The organism is Massilia sp. Soil_C_3, assembly GCF_057657035.1.
This window is the reverse complement of sequence record NZ_JBDGJG010000006.1, coordinates 99,656-116,699: the sequence shown is the minus strand read 5'-3', so window position 1 is coordinate 116,699 and position 17,044 is coordinate 99,656. Positions and strand designations below refer to the sequence as shown.

15 protein-coding genes are annotated in these 17,044 nt (G+C 64.0%); 3 read left to right on the top strand and 12 right to left on the bottom strand.

The annotated features are described in order from the left end of the window. Positions 1 to 9 precede the first annotated feature (9 nt). From leuS to AC3A6F_RS13435, 4 genes are all read right to left on the bottom strand, one after another. Positions 10 to 2,652 (bottom strand): leucine--tRNA ligase, encoded by a 2,643-nt coding sequence (leuS, locus tag AC3A6F_RS13450; protein WP_487681498.1) that lies wholly within the window; start codon positions 2,650 to 2,652, stop codon positions 10 to 12. 132 nt (positions 2,653 to 2,784) lie between these two features. After that, positions 2,785 to 3,111 carry a barstar family protein gene (locus tag AC3A6F_RS13445; protein WP_487681496.1) on the bottom strand — a complete coding sequence of 109 codons (327 nt, stop codon included), beginning with the start codon at positions 3,109 to 3,111 and terminating at the stop codon, positions 2,785 to 2,787. A gap of 2 nt (positions 3,112 to 3,113) precedes the next feature. Continuing rightward, positions 3,114 to 3,923, bottom strand: coding sequence for a 4-hydroxy-tetrahydrodipicolinate reductase (dapB, locus tag AC3A6F_RS13440; RefSeq protein WP_487681494.1), 810 nt, complete (start codon positions 3,921 to 3,923; stop codon positions 3,114 to 3,116). Positions 3,924 to 3,933: 10 nt separating this feature from the next. Further along, positions 3,934 to 4,539: an outer membrane protein assembly factor BamE gene (locus AC3A6F_RS13435; protein WP_487681493.1), complete on the bottom strand. Its 606-nt coding sequence runs from the start codon at positions 4,537 to 4,539 to the stop codon at positions 3,934 to 3,936. Between the two features lie 79 nt (positions 4,540 to 4,618). Here AC3A6F_RS13435 and fur point away from each other — a divergent pair, with 79 nt between their 5' ends. Beyond that, positions 4,619 to 5,050, top strand: coding sequence for a ferric iron uptake transcriptional regulator (gene fur, locus AC3A6F_RS13430; protein ID WP_123071719.1), 432 nt, complete (start codon positions 4,619 to 4,621; stop codon positions 5,048 to 5,050). Between the two features lie 87 nt (positions 5,051 to 5,137). Here fur and AC3A6F_RS13425 read toward each other — a convergent pair whose 3' ends face one another. From AC3A6F_RS13425 to AC3A6F_RS13415, 3 genes are all read right to left on the bottom strand, one after another. After that, complete coding sequence (locus tag AC3A6F_RS13425; protein ID WP_487681490.1) at positions 5,138 to 7,342, bottom strand: TonB-dependent siderophore receptor; 2,205 nt, start codon at positions 7,340 to 7,342, stop codon at positions 5,138 to 5,140. A gap of 151 nt (positions 7,343 to 7,493) precedes the next feature. Next, entirely contained in the window at positions 7,494 to 8,522 is a 1,029-nt protein-coding gene (gene hrcA, locus AC3A6F_RS13420; protein WP_487681488.1) for a heat-inducible transcriptional repressor HrcA, read from the bottom strand. Positions 8,523 to 8,638: 116 nt separating this feature from the next. Continuing rightward, positions 8,639 to 9,340, bottom strand: a complete 702-nt coding sequence (locus AC3A6F_RS13415) for an HAD family hydrolase (RefSeq protein ID WP_487681486.1) — start codon at positions 9,338 to 9,340, stop codon at positions 8,639 to 8,641. Positions 9,341 to 9,580: 240 nt separating this feature from the next. Between AC3A6F_RS13415 and AC3A6F_RS13410 the strand changes: the two genes are divergently transcribed. Beyond that, positions 9,581 to 10,165 (top strand): hypothetical protein, encoded by a 585-nt coding sequence (locus tag AC3A6F_RS13410; protein WP_487681484.1) that lies wholly within the window; start codon positions 9,581 to 9,583, stop codon positions 10,163 to 10,165. A 20-nt stretch (positions 10,166 to 10,185) separates the two neighbouring features. Further along, positions 10,186 to 10,827 carry a hypothetical protein gene (locus tag AC3A6F_RS13405; RefSeq protein WP_487681482.1) on the top strand — a complete coding sequence of 214 codons (642 nt, stop codon included), beginning with the start codon at positions 10,186 to 10,188 and terminating at the stop codon, positions 10,825 to 10,827. 180 nt (positions 10,828 to 11,007) lie between these two features. Here the strand turns inward: AC3A6F_RS13405 and AC3A6F_RS13400 are convergent, their stop codons facing one another. The 5 genes from AC3A6F_RS13400 to AC3A6F_RS13380 form a co-directional block, all read right to left on the bottom strand. Next, a complete protein-coding gene (locus AC3A6F_RS13400; RefSeq protein ID WP_487681480.1) occupies positions 11,008 to 11,175 on the bottom strand; it encodes a hypothetical protein in 168 nt (55 codons plus the stop codon). Between the two features lie 248 nt (positions 11,176 to 11,423). After that, entirely contained in the window at positions 11,424 to 12,197 is a 774-nt protein-coding gene (gene rsmA / locus AC3A6F_RS13395; protein WP_487681478.1) for a 16S rRNA (adenine(1518)-N(6)/adenine(1519)-N(6))-dimethyltransferase RsmA, read from the bottom strand. 10 nt (positions 12,198 to 12,207) lie between these two features. Next, on the bottom strand, positions 12,208 to 13,326 hold the full coding sequence (gene pdxA, locus AC3A6F_RS13390) for a 4-hydroxythreonine-4-phosphate dehydrogenase PdxA (protein ID WP_487681476.1): 1,119 nt from the start codon (positions 13,324 to 13,326) through the stop codon (positions 12,208 to 12,210). A gap of 4 nt (positions 13,327 to 13,330) precedes the next feature. Beyond that, on the bottom strand, positions 13,331 to 14,701 hold the full coding sequence (locus AC3A6F_RS13385; protein WP_487681474.1) for a peptidylprolyl isomerase: 1,371 nt from the start codon (positions 14,699 to 14,701) through the stop codon (positions 13,331 to 13,333). Between the two features lie 68 nt (positions 14,702 to 14,769). Beyond that, positions 14,770 to 17,028, bottom strand: coding sequence for an LPS-assembly protein LptD (locus AC3A6F_RS13380; protein ID WP_487681472.1), 2,259 nt, complete (start codon positions 17,026 to 17,028; stop codon positions 14,770 to 14,772). Positions 17,029 to 17,044 lie beyond the last annotated feature (16 nt).

Sequence of the window (17,044 nt, the reverse complement as noted above, 5' to 3'; positions counted from 1 at the left end):
GCGGATCCTTTACACGACGATGTTGACGAGTTTGCCCGGCACCACGATGACCTTCTTCGGCGTGCCTTCGATGAACTTCTGCACCGCCTCGGAAGCCAGCGCGGCGGCTTCGATGGCGGCCTTGTCGGCCTCCTTCGCCACCTTGACCGAACCGCGCAGCTTGCCGTTCACCTGGATCATCATCTCGATCTCGGACTGCTCCAGTGCGGCCGGGTCGACCTGCGGCCAGGCGGCGTTCAGGATGTCGCCATGGGCGCCGGCAAAGCCCAGCTCCTGCCACAGCGCGTGGGTGATGTGCGGCGCGACCGGGTTCAAGAGGCGCAGGAAGATCGAGAAGCCTTCGGCAACGATCGCGTTCGAGGCCGCCGAGTCGTCCAGCTTGGCCGACTCCAGCGTGTTGAGCATCTTCATGCAGGCCGAGACCACGGTGTTGTACTGGATGCGCTTGAGGTCGTAGTCGGCCTGTTGCAGCACCTTGTGCACTTCGCGGCGCAGGGTCTTCTGGTCGTCGTTCAGCGTGCCTTGCGCTTCACCATTGAAGCTCGCTGCAATGCGTTCGCGCTGGGCGTAGCCGAAAGCCCACACGCGGCGCAGGAAGCGGCTGGCGCCTTCGACGCCGCTGTTCGACCATTCCAGGGTCTGCTCGGGCGGCGAGGCGAACATCGTGAACAGGCGCGCGGTGTCGGCGCCGTACTGCTCGATCTGGGCTTGCGGGTCGATGCCGTTGTTCTTCGACTTCGACATCTTCTCGGTGCCGCCGATTTCCACCGGCTGGCCGTCGGCGCGCAGGATTGCGCTCTGAGGACGGCCCTTGTCGTCGAAGGTCAGATCGACGTCGGCAGGGTTGAACCAGGTCTTCTTGCTCGACGCGTCTTCGCGGTAGTAGGTCTCGTTGAGCACCATGCCCTGGGTGAGCAGGTTGACGAAGGGCTCGTCGAACTTCACCAGGCCGAAGTCGCGCATCACCTTGGTCCAGAAGCGCGCGTACAGCAGGTGCATGACGGCGTGCTCGATGCCGCCGATGTACTGGTCCATCGGCATCCAGTAATCGTTGCGGGCGTCGACCATCGCCTCGTTCGAACCCGGCGAGGTATAGCGCATGTAGTACCACGACGAATCGATGAAGGTGTCCATCGTGTCGGTCTCGCGGCGCGCCGGCTTGCCGCATTGCGGGCAGTCGCATTTCAAGAACGCTTCGTCCTTGTTGAGCGGGTTGCCGGTGCCGTCCGGGACCAGGTGCTCGGGCAGCACGACCGGCAGGTCGCTCTCGGGCACCGGCACGATGCCGCATTCGCCGCAGTGGATCATCGGCACCGGGGTGCCCCAGTAGCGCTGGCGCGAGATGCCCCAGTCGCGCAGGCGGAAGGTGGTCTTCTTCTCGCCCAGGCCCTGTTCGGCCAGTTCACCGGCGACCGCGTTCACGGCCGAGGTGTAATCGAGGCCGTCGTACTTGCCCGAGTTGATGGTGCGACCGGCCTCCTTGTCGCCGTACCACTCCTGCCAGGCGTCGAGCGAGAATTCCTGGCCTTCGACCGCCACCACCTGCTTGATCGGCAGATTGTATTTTTTCGCGAAGCCGAAGTCGCGCTCGTCGTGCGCCGGCACGCCCATCACGGCGCCGTCGCCATAGGTGATCAGGACGTAGTTGCCGACCCAGACCGGAATCTGTTCTTGCGTGACCGGATGGGTGACGAAGAGGCCCGTCGGCATGCCCTTCTTCTCCATGGTCGCCATATCGGCTTCGATCACGGAACCCATCTTGCACTCGGCGATGAATTCCTGCAGGGCCGGGTTGTTGCGGGCCGCGTGCTGGGCCAGCGCGTGTTCCGGCGCCACGGCGCAGAAGGTCACGCCCATGATGGTGTCGGCGCGGGTGGTGAACACGTACAGCTTGCCGTCGCCGATCGCGTCGCCGCTGTCGTCTTTCACGCTGTGCGGGAAGGCGAAGCGCACGCCGGTCGACTTGCCGATCCAGTTGGCCTGCATGGTGCGCACGCGCTCCGGCCAGCCCGGCAGCTTGTTGTCGACGTGGTCGAGCAGTTCGTCGGCGTAGTCGGTGATGCGCACGTAGTACATCGGGATCTCGCGCTTCTCGATCAGCGCGCCCGAACGCCAGCCGCGGCCGTCCACGACCTGCTCGTTGGCCAGCACGGTCTGGTCGACCGGGTCCCAGTTCACGGTGCCGGTCTTCTGGTAGATGATGCCTTTCTCGAGCATCTTGAGGAACATCCACTGGTTCCACTTGTAGTAGTCCGGCTTGCAGGCGGTCATCTCGCGCGACCAGTCGATCGCCAGGCCCATCGATTCCATCTGGCCACGCATGTGGGCGATGTTCGAATACGTCCATTCGGCCGGCGGCACGTTGTTGGCCATCGCCGCGTTTTCGGCCGGCATGCCGAACGCGTCCCAGCCCATCGGCATCAGGACGTTATAGCCGTTCATCCGCAGGTAGCGGTACATCACGTCGTTGATCGTATAGTTGCGCACGTGACCCATGTGCAGCTTGCCCGATGGGTAAGGCAGCATCGAGCAGGCGTAATACTTGCCTTTTGGGAAACGCGGGTCGTTTTCGACGGCCTTGTAGGCGTCGATCGATTTCCAGTAGGCCTGGGCGGCTTGTTCTACTTCGGCTGGACTATATTTTTCTTGCATGATTCTGCAGACGTAATGTGGGATGTGGAACCGGTCATTATAACTGGTTCATTTTGCACTGCGGCGTGGCGCGATGCAGGCGGGAAAAATATGAAAAAAGGCAGCGTCTCGATGCACGCTGCCTCAGGGAAATCAACGCAGGATCAGCTCCAGCGCCGGCTTTTCGCCGTAATCCTCATAGCGCTCGTTGATGCCGCCGACGCAATAGCTCAGCTCTTCGAGCAGCTCGGGCGCCGCCGCCTTCATCTTGTCGGCCTCGAGGACGACGATTTCCAGCACCTCATCCGCTTTCAGGCGGAACTTGGTCATGTTCTCGTCGTCGCGCAGATAGCTCATGCAGTCGACCCAGGCGTCGATGCTGTCCGCATACGAGGCCGGGAAACCGAAGGCCTCGCGGCTCTGCTGGTGAAACGATGCCTCATCGACAATGACGGCGCCGTTCAGTTCTGCCACCGCCATGATCACCCCTTTAGGCCCAGCACGTCCTGCATGTCGAACAGGCCGGTGGCCTTGTCCGCCAGGAAGCGCGCCGCGCGCAGCGAGCCGTGGGCATAGGTCACGCGGCTGCTCGACTTGTGGCTGATCTCGATGCGCTCGCCGGTGCCGAGGAACATCACGGTATGGTCGCCCACCACGTCGCCGCCGCGCACGGTGGCGAAACCGATGGTCGACGGATCGCGCTCGCCGGTGACGCCTTCGCGGCCGTAGACGGCGCATTCCTTCAGGTCGCGGCCGATGGCGTCGGCAATCACTTCGCCCATCCGGAGCGCGGTGCCGGACGGCGCATCGACCTTGTGGCGGTGATGCGCCTCGACGATCTCGATGTCATAGCCTTCCGAAAAACTCCTGGCGGCCATTTCGAGCAGCTTGAGCGTCACGTTCACGCCCACGCTCATGTTCGGGGCGAACACGATGCCGACCTTCTCACCGGCGGCGCGGATCGCGGCCTTGCCGGCCTCGTCGAAGCCGGTGGTGCCGATCACCATCTGCTTGCCGTTGGCGGCGCAGTATTCCAGGTGCTGCAGGGTGCCTTCGGGGCGGGTGAAGTCGATCAGCACGTCGGCATTGTGCAGCCCGTGCTTGAGGCTATCCTCGATCATCACGCCGGTCAGGAAGCCGGCGAAGGCGCCCGCGTCCTGGCCGATGAAAGGCGAACCCGGCAAGTCGAGCGCGCCGGCCAGGCGCGCATCGGGTGCGTACTGGATGGCTTCGATCAGCATGCGGCCCATGCGGCCGCTGGCGCCGGCGACGGCGATATTCAACATCGTCATGCTCGCCTCCTTATTGCTGCGTTGCAGGCGCATTGACCTTGGCCGGCTCCACCGGGCGTCGTTCGGGATGGGCCTTGCTGCCCTTCGACGGACCGGCGATGCGGTCGATGTATTCGCGCTCGCTCGGCAGGTTGCCGCCTTCGAAACGCTCGACCACGTCGTCCTTGAAGAACACGGTCACGCGGCTGGTGGTCAGCTCGCCATTGCCGCGCGCCAGGTAGAACGGGTAATCCCAGCGGTCGCCGTGGAAGGCATCCATCAGCAGCGGCGAACCGAGCAGGAAGCGCACCTGGTCGCGGGTCTGGCCGGCCTTGAGCTGGTTGAGCATCTCTTGCGAGACGAAGTTGCCCTGCTGGATATCTGGACGGTAAGGCGAGAAGATCCACAGGAAGCGCTGCAGGCGCGAGGCCTGGACGGTCTGGGCGCCGGCATTGGCGATGGCGGCCGACTTTTCCGCGTCGGACGCACTGGCGGCCGCATCCGTTGCCACCGGCGGCGCCGGACGCGTCTGGTTGCGCCAGGATGCGCAGCCGGACAGCGTCAAGGTGCAGGCGAGACCCGCCGCCAGAGCCGCTTTGGCGGAGAATCGATGGAATACGGCTTGTTTGACAGGCATAGTTAACCTCAATACGTTCGAGCGGGAGCTTCCAAAACGCTATATCATAAAGCACTCCGCCAATATTCGAGTGACAAACATGAGTAACAACCCGACTGACCTGAAGGCGAGCGGCCTCAAGGCCACGCTGCCACGACTGAAAATCCTGGAAATCTTCCAGAACAGCTCCGTACGGCATCTGACGGCGGAAGACGTTTACAAGATCCTTCTTGCTGACAATATGGACGTGGGCCTCGCGACCGTCTACCGCGTATTGACCCAGTTCGAGCAGGCTGGCCTGCTCAACCGTAACCATTTCGAGACCGGCAAGGCCATCTATGAGCTCAACGCCGGTTCCCACCACGACCACCTGGTGTGCGTCACCTGCGGCCGCGTCGAAGAGTTCTATGACGACGAGATCGAGAAGCGCCAGCAGATGATTGCCGAACAACACGGCTTCACGATCGTCGAGCATGCGCTGGCGATCTATGGCAGTTGCCCGCAGTGCCGGGGCATCGGCAAGCCGGAGTAACTGCACGGGCGGCCTGGCCGCTGTAAATCCAGGTAAAAAGGGCGCATGGGACTCATCCCATGCGCCCTTTTTACTTTCTGAGGGTCGTCAGAACGAGGCGGTCAGGTTCACGAACAGCGCGCGGCCCGGTTCGTTGTACGACTCCGCGCCCGTGCTGCCATTGGTGCTGCGCCGGAACAGGCGTTCGTCGAACAGGTTGTTGATGCCGGTGCGCAGGTACAGCTTCGGCGTGAAGGCATAGCCGACGTTGGCGCCCACCACGGCATACGGCGCCAGCGTGTTGAGCGCCTCGCCGCTGGCCTGGCCACCGGTGCCGGTCAGGCGCCGCGGTTCCTGCTTGCCGTAATACGACACCGTCAGCAGCGTCGTCAGCCTGGCATTGACCTTCCAGTCCAGGGTCGAGTTCAGCGTGTATTCGGGAATGACCGACAGCGGCTCGCCATTGGTCTTGTTCTCGTTCTCGATCATATAGGTCAGGTTGTTGGTCAGCTTCAGGCGCGGACCGAACGGGATCGTCAGGTTGCCCTCGACGCCCTGCACCACCGCCTTCGGCGAATTCTCCCACTGGAACAGGCGGCCATTGGCCGAGGTGTTGCCGAGCAGGTGATCCATGCCGCCCGTGATCTTGTTCTTGTAGTCGTTGTGGAAGTAGGCCAGGCTGGCCTCGTGGCCCCGGTCCTTCCAGGCGATGCCGATTTCCTTGTTGACCGAGGTCTCCGGCGCCAGGTTGTCGTTGCCGCGCACATAGCAGCCGCCGCCCAGGTTCGGGTTGTTGATCGGGCAGCCGTTGCCGCGCGTGTAGTACAGGTAGTTCGGATTCGACTGGTACAGGTTCGGCGCCTTGAAGGCGCGCGCCACGCCGCCGCGCAGTGTCAAGGTGGGACTCAAGGCATATGAGGCATTCAGGCTCGGGCTCCAGTTGGTGCCGAACTGGCTGTGCTTGTCGAAGCGCAGGCCCGGGGTCAGGGTGAATGCGGTATTCACGCCGATATTGTCCTCGACATAGACGGCATAGGTTTCGGCGCTCGACCGGCCATCGCGCTCGCCGACCGGCATGCCGGGAATCGCCGTGCCGGCCTGCGTCATCGAATACGGATCGTTGAGCTTTTCCTTGCGCGCCTCGAATCCGGCGGTGAGCATTTGCGCCACCCCGCCGAAGTTGAGCGGCGTATGGATCTCGCCGTTGGCGCCATAGGTTTCCAGTTCCGACGTCGAGCGCTTGGTCGGATCGCTGATGCTGCCTTCCGGTCCGCCCGCCAGGCCTTCGTTCATGCGCGTATTGTCGGTGCCTTCATAGGTCAGCCACAGGCGCGAGGTGGTGGCGCCCCATTTGCCGCGGTGGGTCAGCGCGGCGCTGCGGCGCAGCATGACGTTGGTCTCGGCAGCGGCATTGGCCAGCTCGCCCAGGATCGGGAAGCCGGCCGCATTCACGGCCCGGTCGCCAGCATAGATATTGCCCTGGCGGCTGAAGTTCGATTCGAACTCGAGCACCTGGTCGGGCATGAAGTCCCAGCGCAGCAGCCCGCCGATGTCGCGGTTGCGCACGCCCTCGCGGCCGGCCGGCGGGATCGCGCCATTGGCGCTGTTGTCCGGCGTGGCATTCAGCGCCAGCGCGTCGGCGTCGGTCTTGTTGACGTTGCCGAACACGCGGAACGACACCTTGCCGGCCAGCGGACCGGACAGGTTGAAGCCGAGCCGCTTGCTGTCGCCCTCCTCGCTGTGCTCGGGCGCCAGCGCATAGGCGGTGACCGAACCGGTGAGATAGTCGCCAGGCGCCTTGGTGATGATGTTGATCACGCCGCCGGCGGCGCCGGAACCGTAGCGCGCCGCCGCCGGGCCGCGCAGCACCTCGATGCGCTCGACCGCTTCGGCCGGCACCCAGTTGGTGTCGCCGCGCGTATTGCGCTCGCCGCTACGGCCCATGCGCACCGAGTTGCGCGAGCTGACCGGCTTGCCGTCGACCAGGATCAGGGTGTTTTCCGGGCCCATGCCGCGCAGGTCGATCTGGCGATTGTTGCCGTATTGGCCGCTGGCGCTGTTGCCGGTCAGGTTGACGCCCGGCATGGTGCGGATCAGCTCGGCCAGGTCATTGGCTGGCGGACGCGCTTCGATGTCTTCCGAGGTGATGACCGAGACGCCGATCGCCTGCTTCAGTTCCTGTTCGGCGGTGCCGACGATGTGCACCTGGTGCATCGGCTGGGTGCCGGCCTGCTGGGCCATGGCCGGCAGCCCGACGAGCGCCAGTCCGATTGCCGCGGCAAGCGGCGTCATGCGTATTGCGGTCAGTTTCATCCCTCGTGTTCCTGTTATTTGACTGTTCTGTGGACAAGCCGGAACGCTCCGGCTCAATGCAATTGAGAATCATACTCATTTGCATTTCCAAAACTATGTCAAATTGTGGCAAGAGGGTTGCCAGCCTTGCACTGGCTTAAGATTTCGCGATTCAGGAGTGGCTGAGCGCGTTCGACAGCAGCTTGGCCGTGATGTCGACGATCGGGATCACTCTTTCATACGCCATCCGCGTCGGGCCGATCACGCCCAGGGTGCCGACGATGCGGCCGTCGACCGCATACGGCGCCGTCACCACGCTCATCTCGTCCATCGGCACCAGTTTCGATTCGCCGCCGATGAAGATCTGCACGCCGCCGGCCTTGCTCGAAACGTCGAGCAATTGCATCAAGCCAGTCTTTTGCTCGAACATCTCGAACATCTGACGCAGCGAGCTCATGTTGGACGACAGGTCGGACACCGACAGCAGGTTGCGCTCGCCGGAAATGACCATATCGTCGCCCTCGGCCATCGCTTCGCTGCCGGCCTCGACCGCCGCCTGCATCAGGCGGCCCATATCGTCGCGTAATTGCTGCAGCTCGCCGCTCAGGCGCTTGCGCACCGCGTCGAAGGACAGGCCGGCGAAGTTCTGGTTCAGGTAATTGGCCGACTGGGTCAGTTGCGACGGAGAATAATCCTGATCGAGCAGCAGCAGCCGGTTCTGGACGTCGCCGCGCGGGTCGACGATCACGAGCAGGATACGCTTTTCGCCCAGGCGCAGGAATTCGATCTGCTGGAATACCGACTCGCGGCGCGGACTCTGCACCACGCCGGCGAATTGCGACAGCGAGGACAACATCTGCGCCGCATTGGCGATCAGTTTCTGCGGTTGCGGGTTGGACAAGGGCTGCGGCAAGCGCATGCGCTCGGCATCGACCGCCTTGTCGTCGATCGGCCCCACCGTCAGCAGGGTGTCGACGAACACGCGGTAGCCGCGCGGGGTCGGGATGCGGCCGGCCGAGGTGTGCGGGCTGGCGACGAAGCCCATCTCCTCGAGGTCGGCCATGACGTTGCGGATGGTGGCTGGCGACAACTCCAGGCCCGGGAGCTTGGACAGCGCGCGCGAGCCTACCGGCTGGCCGTCGGCGATATACCGTTCGACGAGGGCTTTGAGCAGGGTGTGGGCGCGTTGGTCGAGTTGCATGATTCCAGGAAACGTTCGATGCTCGTATTTAGTGTGTGCATTATAGGCAGGTTGGGACGTGGCACGGGCAGCGCAAGGCTTGCTGTGACGCATGTCCAACGCTCTTGCGTGCGTATTTACTGGAACTTGAGCCAGTCGAGCAGCGCGTCGAGGCTGGCCACCTCGACGTCGGGCCGGACTTCATGGGCCAGTTCGTTGACCTTGCCGGTGCGGTTCATCCAGGCCGCACGCAGGCCGGCGCGCTGGGCGCCCTGCACGTCCAGCAACAGGTCGTCGCCCACGTACAGGGTCTCGCCGGGCAGGGCGCCGAGCGCGGCGCAGCCGGCAAGGAAGATGCCGGGGTCGGGTTTGGCGCGGCCGAACTCGCGCGCCGCCACCGAAGCCTGGAAGTGGTGGGCCAGGCCGATGGTCTGCAGGTCGGCCACGCCATTGGTGACCGAGCCGACCAGCGCATGGCGCTTCAGGCGCTGCAGGCCACGCACGACATCCTCGTAGGGCGTCACGGCATTGCGGGCGGCAAAGAACACCGTCATCGCCAGCTCGGCCTTGCCGGGATCCTCGCCCACCTGTTCGAAGGCGGCGACCAGGCCGGCATGGCGCAGCGCGCCCAGGTCGATCCCGAATTCGGGGCGTGCGGCCAGGAGTTCCAGGCGCGCCGCCCGCAGGCTGTCGATCGTGAAGCGTTCGGCCACCCGCGGCGCATGCTCGCCGAGCCAGGCATACAACAGTTTTTCGGCTTCCAGGATCACGGGCGCGATCGGCCACAGTGTATCGTCGAGGTCGAACAGGACGGCTTTCGGCCAGGGTTGGCGGGTCATCGGCTTCCAGACTAGGGGGGAAAAGGTGCGTCCCAAGCATAGCGATGCGCCAGTCCGAATGCAATGCGCACGCCGCCTGCGCCCTGGAATATTGCCTTTGTTGAATGATGGTTACACCAAGATACAAAACCAAATACGCCCGAAATGGACCAGCCGCTTGCCAAATGGACTAAAATGTTGAGCGATTTTTCTATTCTCACCGCGCAGCTGCGCTTTCCCGCTAGATTTTTTGGAGATGTTATGAAGAGTTCCTACCTGCGTGCCGGCGCGGCGCTGGCCTGCGCGGCCGCACTGTCTGCCTGCGGCGGCAGCGATGGCCAGCTTGAGCTGGGCGGCACGTTCGAGGGTGTGACCAAGGCTGGCCTGGTCGTGACCAACGGCGGCCAGGAGAAGGAAATCACGCCGCCGGCCGATGGTTCCGGCGCGGGTCGCTGGGCGTTCAACAGCCTGATCTCGACCGACGACCGCTATAGCGTCGTCGTCAAATCCAAGCCATCGAACGTCAAGGATTGCACGATCGAGAACCCAAGCGGCCGTGCCGGATACCACGTCTGGACCATCTACATCACGTGTGAGCTCAACCGCCATGCCCTGTCCGGCACCGTGAGTAACCTGAAGGGCAATCTGATCCTGGTCAACGGCTCCGACCGGGTGACCGTGCAGGCCGGCGCCACCGAGTTCAAGATGGCCGATATTGCCGAAGATTCGCCGTACGGCGTCGCGGTCCTGGAACAACCAGCCGGCCAGACGTGCACCGTCGCCAATGGCAGCGGCAGCGTGGGCCCGGCCGCCGTCACCAACGTGGCCGTTACCTGCACCCCTTAATTTTCCCTGGAGCGTTACGCATGAAGTCTTCCCTGATCCGTCCGGCGCTCGCGCTGGCCCTGACCGCGGGCCTGGCCGGCTGTGGCGGCAGCGACAAAGCCGAGTTCGTCGTCAAAGGCACGATCACCGGCATCGTTTATCCGGGCATGGTCCTGACGACCAATGGCATGGAAATCGCCGTTCCGGCGCCAGCCACCCCTCGCGCCACAGTCAGTTTCGAATTTCCGAACAAGCTCGAATATGGTGACGAGTATTTCGTCCAGTTCAAGAGCCTCCCGGCCAATCAGAAGTGCGGCACACCTCCTCAGACCATCGACAATTCCAGGGATACTGCCGGTCGCCTGGCGGAGATCGCCATCACCTTCGCATGCGCGGTCGATGTCTATACGATCGGCGGTACGGTGAACGGCCTGACGGCGGACGGCCTGGTGCTGGCCAATGGCAGCACCGGGGGTACTTTTACGGTCGCCAAGCCGGCAGCGGGCGTCACGACGCCACCTACTTATACCTTCGCCGGACCGGTTGAATTCGGGCAAACCTACGGTGTGACCGTTATTACCCAGCCGACCGGTCAGATTTGCACCGTCGCGAATGCCACCGGCACCATGCAAGCTGCAAACGTCACCAATATCAACGTGACCTGCGTCGCGGCACCAAGCTGATCAGATATACACAATTCTTATGTCGAGTATTTGAAAGGGAAATTGGACTTATATGCTGTCACGCAGCATAATAACTCCTGTCTCCTCCAACTCTCCTCAGAAAAGAATTGGATTTCAGCCCGCTCCTCTGGAGTGGGCTTTTTTTTGCCCGCGTGGCCGACAACGTCGGCCTGACGACGATCAGCGGGCGGCGCTGACCTTCACGACGGCGATCTTTTCCATGCCGACCGACACCTGGGCCGCGTAAGCCTCGTTTGATCGCGCATTGGCGGCGACGGCGTAGCTGCTGAAGCCGGCGAGGATGGCGGCGGCGATGAAGATGGCTTCCATGTGCTTGAGGACGTTCATGATGTGCTCCCTATTGGTCGGTTGAGGCGCCGGATCGGCTGTCCATATGGGCACTATAAGAAATTGGTCCTCGGCCCTCCAGCGGCATGCGACAGACTGCGCAAATGGGCGACCGGGGGCCCCAAAATACGTGATAACCCGTATGCTGCGGCGCAGCAGGGCCTGTTCGGACGTAAAAAAGCGCCGGCGGACGGCGCTGATGGCAAATGGTATTGAACGCGTGTACGGCGAAGCCGTACACCCTACGCTCAAGAAACGGGTAAATTGGCTAGCGCCACGTATTGCTCCAGGCTGACCGCTTCCGGACGCACGCCCGGATCGATGCCGGCCTCGACCAATTGCGCCTCGGTGAACATGCCGGCCACGCAGTTGCGGATCACCTTGCGCCGCTGCGAGAAGGCCTTGGCCACCACCGCCTCCAGGCGCTTGCCGTCGCATGCCAGCCGGCGGCGGGTAGGCACCATGCGCACGATGGCCGACTCGACTTGCGGCGGCGGATCGAAGGCGGTCGGCGGCACGATGAACAGCATGGCCATGTCGTAGCGCCATTGCAACATCACCGACAGGCGGCTGTAGGCCTTGGTACCCGGCTCGGCCACCATGCGCTCGACCACTTCCTTCTGCAACATGAAATGCTGGTCTTCGACCAGCTCGGTGAATTCGGCCAGGTGGAACAGCAGCGGGCTGGAAATGTTGTACGGCAGGTTGCCGACCACGCGCAGCTTCTGCCCTTCCGGCACCGGAATCGACCCGAAGTCGAATTTGAGCGCATCGCCCGAATGCACGGTGAGGCGCTCGCGCGGATAGGCTTTTTCGAGGCGCGCCACCAGGTCGCGGTCCAGCTCGACGACGTGCATGTGGTCAAGCGACTTGAGCAGCAGCGCCGTCATCGCCGCCAGGCCCGGGCCGATCTCGACCATTGCCTGGCCGCGTTGCGGCCCGATGGCGTCGATAATATCGGTAAGGACCTGCTTGTCGGTCAGGAAGTTCTGGCCGAAGCGCTTGCGTGCGACGTGTTTCATGCTTGCTTTCTTAATTATTCGTGGTGGCGGCTGCGCGGCGCGCGGCCACCATGTGCATGGCGGCGCGGATCGCCTCTTCCATGCTGCCGCAATCGGCCAGGCCCAGGCCTTGGGCCGCCAGATCGAGGGCGGTGCCGTGATCGACCGAGGTACGGATCAGGGGCAGGCCCAGGGTGACGTTGATGCCGCGTCCGAAGGTCGCGTGCTTGAGCACCGGCAAGCCCTGATCGTGGTACATCGCCAGCACGCAATCGGCATCCTTCAGGTATTTGGGCTGGAACAGGGTGTCGGCCGGATATGGGCCGCGCGCATCGATGCCGCGGCTTTTCGCATCAATGAGCACCGGCGTGATGACATCGATCTCTTCGCGGCCCAGGTAACCGTTCTCGCCGGCGTGCGGATTCAGGCCGGTGACCAGGATCACGGGCGCCGTGATGCCGAATTTATCGCGCAGGTCGGCGTGCAGGATGTCCAGCACCCGGGTCAGGTTGTCGCGCGTGAGCGCGCCCGGCACATCCTTCAAGGGCAGATGGGTCGTGGCCAGGGCGACGCGCAGCCAGGGCTGGTCGCCGCCTGGCGATCCGGCCAGCATCATCACTACCTTGGGCGTGCCGGTCTTCTCGGCCAGGTATTCGGTATGACCGGAGAAGGCGATGCCGGCGTCGTTGATCGTGCTTTTCTGCAGCGGCGCGGTGACGATGGCGTCGAACCAACCGCAGCCACAACCTTCGATCGCCAGGTCCAGCGTGGCCAGCACGGCAAGACCATTGTCGGGATCGAGCTGGCCCGGCACCACGTGCGCGGCCAGCGGCACGTCGACCACCGCCAGGCGCAGGGCGCCGAAATGCGGCAGGCCGCCATTGCGCAGCGCCTGGGTCGACAGCGCCGACAGGCGGATGGCGGGATCGATCAGGCTGGCGGTGAGCGCCAGGAAGGCGGCGTCGCCGATCAGGACGCAATTGGCCTGCTCGCGCAGGGCCCAGGCGGCGCGGATCGCGATCTCGGGGCCGATGCCGGCGGGCTCGCCGACGGTGATCGCCAAGGTTGGGCGAAATACGGGGCGAGATGCGGGCCCCGATGCCGCCGACTGCGGCGCCAACGGGCGCCCAAGCGCCTGTGGCGCCGCCATGGTGTTACTGCTCCTCGCGGAACTCGACGTAGGCGCGGTCGCGCACCTGGCGCATCCAGTCTTCCATCGCTTCCTGCATCTTGCGGTCGCGCAGGACCTGGCGCGCCACATTGCGTTCCTTCTGCTGGGTCACGTCTTCGCTCTTGCGGCCGATGACCTGGATCAGGTGGAAGCCGAACGGCGACTGGATGACGTCGGACACCTGGCCCGGCTTCAGTTCGTTCATCGCGGTCTCGAATTCCGGCACGGTGTCGCCCGGGTACAGCCAGCCCAGGTCGCCTCCCTTGGCGGCCGAACCATCCTGCGAGTGCAGGCGCGCCAGGTCCTCGAAGGTGCCGGCGTTGTTGTCCATCTTTTCCTTCAGCTCGAGCAGCTTGCGCTTGACCTCGCCCTCGGTCATGGTCGGGGTGACCTTGATCAGGATGTGGCGCGCGTGGGTCTGTTCGACCACCGACTTCTCGGTCTCGCCGCCCAGCGGGCGCTTGCCGGCCAGTTTGAGGATGTGGAAGCCGACGTTGGTCTTGAGGATCGGCGTGACCTGGCCTGCTTCGAGCTTGCGCAGCTCGGTCGAGAACATCGGCGGCAGGCGGTCGGCGTCGCGCCAGCCGATCTCGCCGCCCTTGAGCGCGTCAGGGGCGTCGGAATAGGTCGAGGCCATGCGCGCAAAGTCGGCGCCGGTGCGCAGCTGGCGCATCACTTCCTCGGCGCGCGCGCCGCGCGCGGCGATCTGCTCGGGCGAGGCGTTCTCTGGCACACGCACCAGGATCTGGGAGATGTCGACCTCGATGCGATCGGCCTCGGCAGCCTTGGCGGCCGCCATATAGGTGTCGATCTCGGCCTCGGAGACCTGGATCTTGCTGTCGACCTCGTGCTCGCGCAGGCGCTGCATCATGATCTCGTTGCGGATGTCTTCGCGGAACTGGGCGAACGGCATGCCCTCTTTTTCCATCTGGTTGCGCATGTCCTGCACCGACATCTTTTGATTCTCGGCGATGCGGCCGATGGTGGCGTCCAGGGTGCGGTCGTCGACTTTGACGCCCATCTCTTTCGCCAGCTGCAACTGGGCGCGTTCGACGATCATCGCCTCGAGCACCTGGCGCTCCATGGTCGCCGGGTCGGGCAACTGGGCGTTACGCGACTTCATGTTCTGGCTGACCTGGGCCACGCGACCGATCACTTCGTTGCGGGTGATCACTTCGTCATTGACAACGACCTGGATCGAATCGACCACCTTGGCGTTGGCCGAGGCGGGCGGCAGGAAGCCGCCGCCGGTAGCGGCTGAAGTGTCGGCCTGGGCCAGCGCCTGGCCCGCGGTTAGCGCGCACAGCAATGCTGCCGCCATCTGGAGGGACTGCAAACGGGTAGTACGCATCATCTGGAAAGCACTCATTTCAGGATAGTTCACATCATGGACAATTATGGACGGCTAGTCTGAACGCTTGCTTATGGACGTCCAATTCCGGTATTCAGTCGCGTATAGCCCGGGATGCTCTTGTTGAACGAATCGAGCGGATTACCCAGGCCCAGGCGCGACAAGCCATTGAGCTCGAGCTGGAAGAAGATCGGCGTCGACGCCTCGCGCGCGGCGGTCACGAAGCGCTGCGCGCCCATCCGGAACACCCAGCAATCGGCCTTGTATTCGAGACCGATCAGGCTTTCGATCAGCTTGCCGCCGCCAGCCGGTGAATTGGCTGGCAGCCCCACGCCGTACGACCGCAGCGCGTAACTGACCCGGCCCACGCCATACCAGCGGCGGCCGATCGGCCACTGCGCCGACACGTCGATGTTGCGGAAGCTGTCACGTTGATAACGGTATTCGGCGTTCAGCACCTTCATCTGCCCCGGACGCCACTGTACACCCACATTCGAGCTGTACAAACTGCTTCCGCTGGCATCGTATTGTACGCCGCTATCGAAGCTCCAGGATTCGGAAATGGTGCCGGAGGCCGCCAGCAGCATGTCGGAACGGCTCTGGTGTGGCGGTTCGTTCTGGTAAAGGCCCACGCGCGGCTGCTTGAGGTACTGGCGCTGGCCAAAGGCCAGCCGCAGGCGCTCGGAGCCATCTTCCTGGATGAAGCGCGACACCAGGGCGGCCGTGACCTGGTTGGCGTCGGACACCCGGTCCAGGCCCACGTAGCGGTTTTCGGAGAACAGCTGGGCGTAGTTGAAACCGGAGCGGCCGGTGTCGAACAGCGGAACGTCGTCCTGGTTCTCGTACGGCGTGTAGACGTAGAACAGGCGCGGCTCGAGGGTCTGGGTGGAGCCGCTGCCGAACAGCGAAGCCTTGCGCTCGAACACCAGCCCGCTGTCGAGCGAGAAGGTCGGGATCGTGCGCGAGATACTGGTGGGCTTGCCGACCCGGCTCTCATGCCTTTCGAGATCGTACTTGGCCGCGTTGTACATCAGCTTGGGCGTGACGAACCAGCCCGGACGCACGATCGGATAGCTGACCTGGCCCTGCACCACGGCACGGTTGCCGCCGATATCGGTAGGGTGGTCGAAGCGGGTCGCCTCGGCGTCGATCGCCCAGTCGAAACCGGCCACGTCGTAGCGCGCGGCGCGGAAGTTAATCTGCGGCAGGCGGTCGTAGGGGCGGGGCACCCTCAGGTTGGGGTCGGTGTCGGCGGCCGGATCCTGCAGCACCTGGTAGTTCTGGGCGCGCGCGGAGAGGGTCCAGAACTGGCCATGCAGATCGGTGCGCACTTCGCGCAGCAGCTGGCGCTCGGCGCTGGCCGAGACGTTGCGCGAGAAGTCGGACGGGTATTCGTCATCCGAGGCGCCATGCAGGTTCCAGCCGTACGACCAGTTCGGCCTGATCGACTGGCTGTGCAGCGAGTCGACGCGCCAGCGCGTGGTCTCCGTCTTGCGGTCGTCCGGCAAGACCTCGACATGGGTCTCGCCCTGGTAGGTGCTGCCCAGGTAGCGGCCGGTGGCGCCCATCTGGAAGCCGCGGTCGAACATCATGCGTGGATACAGCGTCAGGTCGCGGTTGGGGGCGATGTTGACGTAGTACGGCACCATCACTTCGGCCTTGCCCTGGGAGCCGAAGCCCACCGTGGGCGGCAGCCAGCCGGAGCGGCGCTGGCCAGACAGCGAGAACGACATCGCCGGGGTGCCCAGGATCGGCACGTCCTTGAAATAGATGATGGTCTTGCCGGCCGTGCCGACGTCGCGGCCGCTGTCCAGGCGCAGGGTGCTCGACTTGATGTACCAGTCGGGATCGGGGCCTTCGCAGGTGCTGTACGTGCCGTTGCGCACGATGGCCTGCTGTTCGCCCAGGAAGTCGATGCGGTCGGCCTCGCCCTGGCCATTGCTGTCGGCCAGGAAGTAGGTCGGGTTGAGCAGGTAGCCCTTGCCGGTCTCGAGGTTCAGCTGCAGTTCGTCACCCTTGTAGCGGTCGCCGAAGCGCCACATGTTCACGTTGCCGGTGGCCGTGACTTCGTCCTCGACCCGCAGGTAGCAGGCGGTATCGGCGGTGATGCCGCTCTGGCCGCGCGTGATCTCGACGTTGCGGTCGAGGTCCAGCCGCCGGTCGGGACGGCCGCCGATCTCCTCGGCCTGGATTACGACGGGAAGTTGGTCTTCAGCTTGGGGCGCTGGGGGGACACTCTGGGCGAATGCCGGGACCGCGGTTGCGGAAACCAGTGCATAGAGCGCGAGGACCTGCCGCGGAGGGAAAGGTTGGCGTGACGACCAGCTCATGGAAAATCGCAGCTCA

Excerpts from the sequence above, each read along its gene's own strand:
- leuS (WP_487681498.1), bottom strand. The coding sequence starts at position 2,652 with ATGCAAGAAAAATATAGTCCAGCCGAAGTAGAACAAGCCGCCCAGGCC.
- AC3A6F_RS13445 (WP_487681496.1), bottom strand. The coding sequence starts at position 3,111 with ATGGCGGTGGCAGAACTGAACGGCGCCGTCATTGTCGATGAGGCATCG.
- dapB (WP_487681494.1), bottom strand. The coding sequence starts at position 3,923 with ATGACGATGTTGAATATCGCCGTCGCCGGCGCCAGCGGCCGCATGGGC.
- AC3A6F_RS13435 (WP_487681493.1), bottom strand. The coding sequence starts at position 4,539 with ATGCCTGTCAAACAAGCCGTATTCCATCGATTCTCCGCCAAAGCGGCT.
- fur (WP_123071719.1), top strand. The coding sequence starts at position 4,619 with ATGAGTAACAACCCGACTGACCTGAAGGCGAGCGGCCTCAAGGCCACG.
- AC3A6F_RS13425 (WP_487681490.1), bottom strand. The coding sequence starts at position 7,342 with ATGAAACTGACCGCAATACGCATGACGCCGCTTGCCGCGGCAATCGGA.
- hrcA (WP_487681488.1), bottom strand. The coding sequence starts at position 8,522 with ATGCAACTCGACCAACGCGCCCACACCCTGCTCAAAGCCCTCGTCGAA.
- AC3A6F_RS13415 (WP_487681486.1), bottom strand. The coding sequence starts at position 9,340 with ATGACCCGCCAACCCTGGCCGAAAGCCGTCCTGTTCGACCTCGACGAT.
- AC3A6F_RS13410 (WP_487681484.1), top strand. The coding sequence starts at position 9,581 with ATGAAGAGTTCCTACCTGCGTGCCGGCGCGGCGCTGGCCTGCGCGGCC.
- AC3A6F_RS13405 (WP_487681482.1), top strand. The coding sequence starts at position 10,186 with ATGAAGTCTTCCCTGATCCGTCCGGCGCTCGCGCTGGCCCTGACCGCG.
- AC3A6F_RS13400 (WP_487681480.1), bottom strand. The coding sequence starts at position 11,175 with ATGAACGTCCTCAAGCACATGGAAGCCATCTTCATCGCCGCCGCCATC.
- rsmA (WP_487681478.1), bottom strand. The coding sequence starts at position 12,197 with ATGAAACACGTCGCACGCAAGCGCTTCGGCCAGAACTTCCTGACCGAC.
- pdxA (WP_487681476.1), bottom strand. The coding sequence starts at position 13,326 with ATGGCGGCGCCACAGGCGCTTGGGCGCCCGTTGGCGCCGCAGTCGGCG.
- AC3A6F_RS13385 (WP_487681474.1), bottom strand. The coding sequence starts at position 14,701 with ATGATGCGTACTACCCGTTTGCAGTCCCTCCAGATGGCGGCAGCATTG.
- AC3A6F_RS13380 (WP_487681472.1), bottom strand. The coding sequence starts at position 17,028 with ATGAGCTGGTCGTCACGCCAACCTTTCCCTCCGCGGCAGGTCCTCGCG.